This is a genomic window from Bartonella fuyuanensis (genome assembly GCF_014197255.1).
Classification (GTDB): Bacteria; Pseudomonadota; Alphaproteobacteria; order Rhizobiales; family Rhizobiaceae; genus Bartonella; species Bartonella fuyuanensis.
In genome coordinates, this window is record NZ_JACIFE010000050.1 from 1 (window position 1) to 2,990 (window position 2,990).

3 protein-coding genes and 1 pseudogene are annotated in these 2,990 nt (G+C 38.2%); all 4 read left to right on the forward strand.

Annotated elements, in window-relative coordinates:
* Window positions 1–215, forward strand: a pseudogene (locus GGR08_RS08475) (hypothetical protein); the annotation flags it as partial.
* A gap of 540 nt (window positions 216–755) precedes the next feature.
* Window positions 756–1,289: an antA/AntB antirepressor family protein gene (locus GGR08_RS07700; protein ID WP_183194722.1), complete on the forward strand. Its 534-nt coding sequence runs from the start codon at window positions 756–758 to the stop codon at window positions 1,287–1,289.
* 575 nt (window positions 1,290–1,864) lie between these two features.
* Window positions 1,865–2,440, forward strand: coding sequence for an antA/AntB antirepressor family protein (locus GGR08_RS07705; RefSeq protein ID WP_246350224.1), 576 nt, complete (start codon window positions 1,865–1,867; stop codon window positions 2,438–2,440).
* Between the two features lie 249 nt (window positions 2,441–2,689).
* The coding region (locus tag GGR08_RS07710; RefSeq protein ID WP_183194723.1) for an antA/AntB antirepressor family protein at window positions 2,690–2,990 on the forward strand (301 nt) is incomplete at its 3' end.

Consider the following 2,990-nt stretch of genomic DNA (forward strand, 5'->3'; position numbering starts at 1 on the left):
AAGCGTGTTGAATTGAAAAAACTCAATGGTAATGTCTTTCAAGAGTAGATGGAGACCAATTCCCCATTGCAAAACAAGAAGGACCTTCAATTGCTGAAGTGATGGATAAGTCAGAAATTGCCAGTTCTATCGCACAATATGCCAATGAAAGATTAATCAAGAACATACAGCATCAGATTGCTCGTCAAGAATATGCTGCCAACAAGAAAGGCTAGATCATGTTCTCAGGCTTTATCTGCACGCTACTCATAGCAATCTTATTACTTGACAAGATTCACAAAAAACATATATCGTTAAATTAGGTGCCTAGAAAACACCTTGATAGATAGCGGATAGATTGCCGGAACGATCTCTTCTCCGCACATTAAAGGCTTTGACTCATTCTATGCTCGTCGCATATAATGATCTCGTCGGGTGTAGTTATGCTATACAATACCCTTTTGGGAAAAGCATAACGACGGACTATCTACCGTGTTTTCTAGCACCTGGCATCCTCTTAGGACATCAATACTTTTAGGATTTTTCAAAAAATAATTGACAGTTTCTGTGAACAGCTATAGTCTGATTGGCAGGCTTAAAACACCTCGTAACTAATCGGTTCAACAGTATCCCGAAAGATCTGTTGCCCATCATAAGAGTTTTTGTCCAGGGTCTTCGTGTGTATGTCCAAGGGTAACCTAAAGACACGAAGGGCTGTATTAGTTCGGTTGTTTTAGCCCTGGATACTTTAACTTATAAAACAAAGGACTAATAAGATGAACACTCTAATTAAAATATCAGAACAAGCTGTTGGACAAGAAATTATTCAAACCGTTAATGCGCGTGAACTACATGTGTTTTTGGAAGTAAAACGAGACTTTTCCAATTGGATTAAAGACCGTATTAACAAATACAGCTTTCTCAAAAATCAGGATTATATAGTTTTCGCCAATTTTGGCGAAAACCTCCAAGGCGGTCGTCCAAGTACAGAATATCATATCACACTAGACATGGCGAAAGAGCTCTCAATGGTGGAACGTAATGAGAAAGGACGTCAAGCACGCCGTTACTTTATTGAGTGTGAGAAAAAACTAAGAAACCAATCTGTTGATTACGATAATGATACACGCTTTGATTTGCCAAGTTATTGGGAGGGTATGAACGCTGGTGAAAAAGTTTTGTATCTTTTAGGTCCAATTCATATGCGTCTTCTTGATGCTTTTAAGGTAGATGAAGAAAACAGAAAATACAAAGCTCTCATTAAAGAAGCAAAACAGGTTCTAGCAAAATCTGTTACGAAAGCCGCTTAGATTTAAAATATGATCTCATCTTCCCTGCTTTCAGAGTGGGGAGGATGTTAATTTAAAGAAAATTGCCAATTATGCCTCTCCTATTCCATAAAAAAGTAAATAAAATCAATGCAAAAGGTACTTCCCAGCGGGTCGGCTTCGTTGCGGGGCAGACTAGCGCGAACTATCGCTAGCGACAGAATTTTCAAATTGACTGTACATTGTACACTTAACATATTGATAAATAACGAATTTAATGTGTACTCATATACATACTGTACAATAGTGGATTATTTTTTAGAAAAAAGTTTTTTATCACTTGACAAGACAGTATCATTATATCTATTGTCGAATTAGGTGCCTAAGAAACACCTTAGAATCCACAAGCGGGTAGGTTGCCGACACAATCTCTTCTCCGCACATTAAAGACTTTGACTCATTGTATGCTGTAGCATATAAATGGCTTGTCGGGTGTGGCTATGCCATAAAATACCCTTAATGGGAAAAGCATAGCGACGGGCTTGTGGCCGTGTTTCTTAGCACCCGGCACTCTTTTGGAGTGTCATTAAGAAACATCTAACCCACAAGGAGTTCACATGAACACTCTTATTCCAATATCGGAACAAACCATTGATCAGGAAACAGTTCAAACTGTTAACGCTCGCGAATTACACGCATTTTTAGAAGTAAAAACCAGTTTTAAAGATTGGATTATCAGACGTATTCAAGATTGTAAATTTAAAGAAGAGCATGACTTTTGCTCTTTTTTGAGCGAAAGTTCAGGTGGGCGTCCTTCTAAAGATTATGCTCTCACCTTAGACATGGCTAAACATCTTTCGATGATAGAGCGTAATGATAAAGGGCATGAAGCGCGTCAATACTTTATCAAATGCGAACGGCTTTTGAAACAAGTAGCAACCCCACAAGTTGACTACTCTAAACCCGAAGCATTGCTGGGAGTCTTGAATCATCTACAAAGCCAAATCGAGCAAAAGGATAACACCATTGCTGAATTAGCACCAAAAGCAGAGGCTTTGGAAGGTTTAAAACGCTCTGATGGTCTGTTTGGTCTTATCGAAGCAGCAAAGATGTTAGAGATACGACCAAAGGATTTAACCGATTACTTTTATAAAAACATCACATTATCACTTGACATTGTGACAGGAGTATGAATAATCGAATTAGGTGCTTGAAAAACACCTTAAAACATCTAGCGGATTGGTTGCCGAAATAATCAATCTTCTGAACATTAAAGATTTTGACTCATTATATGCCGTGGCATATAAAGGTCTTGTCGGGTGTGGTTATGCTATACAATACCCTTTTGGGAAAGGCATAACGACGGACTAGATGCCGTGTTTTTCAGCACCCGGCACTCTTTTCGAGTGTCAATGAAAAACTTTAACATCTAGGAGTTCATCATGAACACTCTTATTCCAATATCGGAACAAACCATTGATCAGGAAACTGTTCAAACCGTCAATGCTCGTGATTTGCACGCATTTTTGGAGATTACATCAAAGTTTGCAGACTGGATTAAAAATCGCATTAAAGAATGTAATTTTCGAGAAAATATAGACTTTATAGGTTTTTCTAAAAATTTAGAAAAAGGTGGGCGCCCAAGCATAGAATACCACATTACGTTAGACATGGCTAAACATCTTTCGATGATAGAGCGTAATGATAAAGGGCATGAAGCGCGTCAATACTTTATCAAATGCG

What these genes read in the sequence shown, in the direction of transcription:
- GGR08_RS07705 (WP_246350224.1), top strand. Translation starts at nt 1,865, where the DNA reads ATGAACACTCTTATTCCAATATCGGAACAAACCATTGATCAGGAAACA.
- GGR08_RS07700 (WP_183194722.1), top strand. Translation starts at nt 756, where the DNA reads ATGAACACTCTAATTAAAATATCAGAACAAGCTGTTGGACAAGAAATT.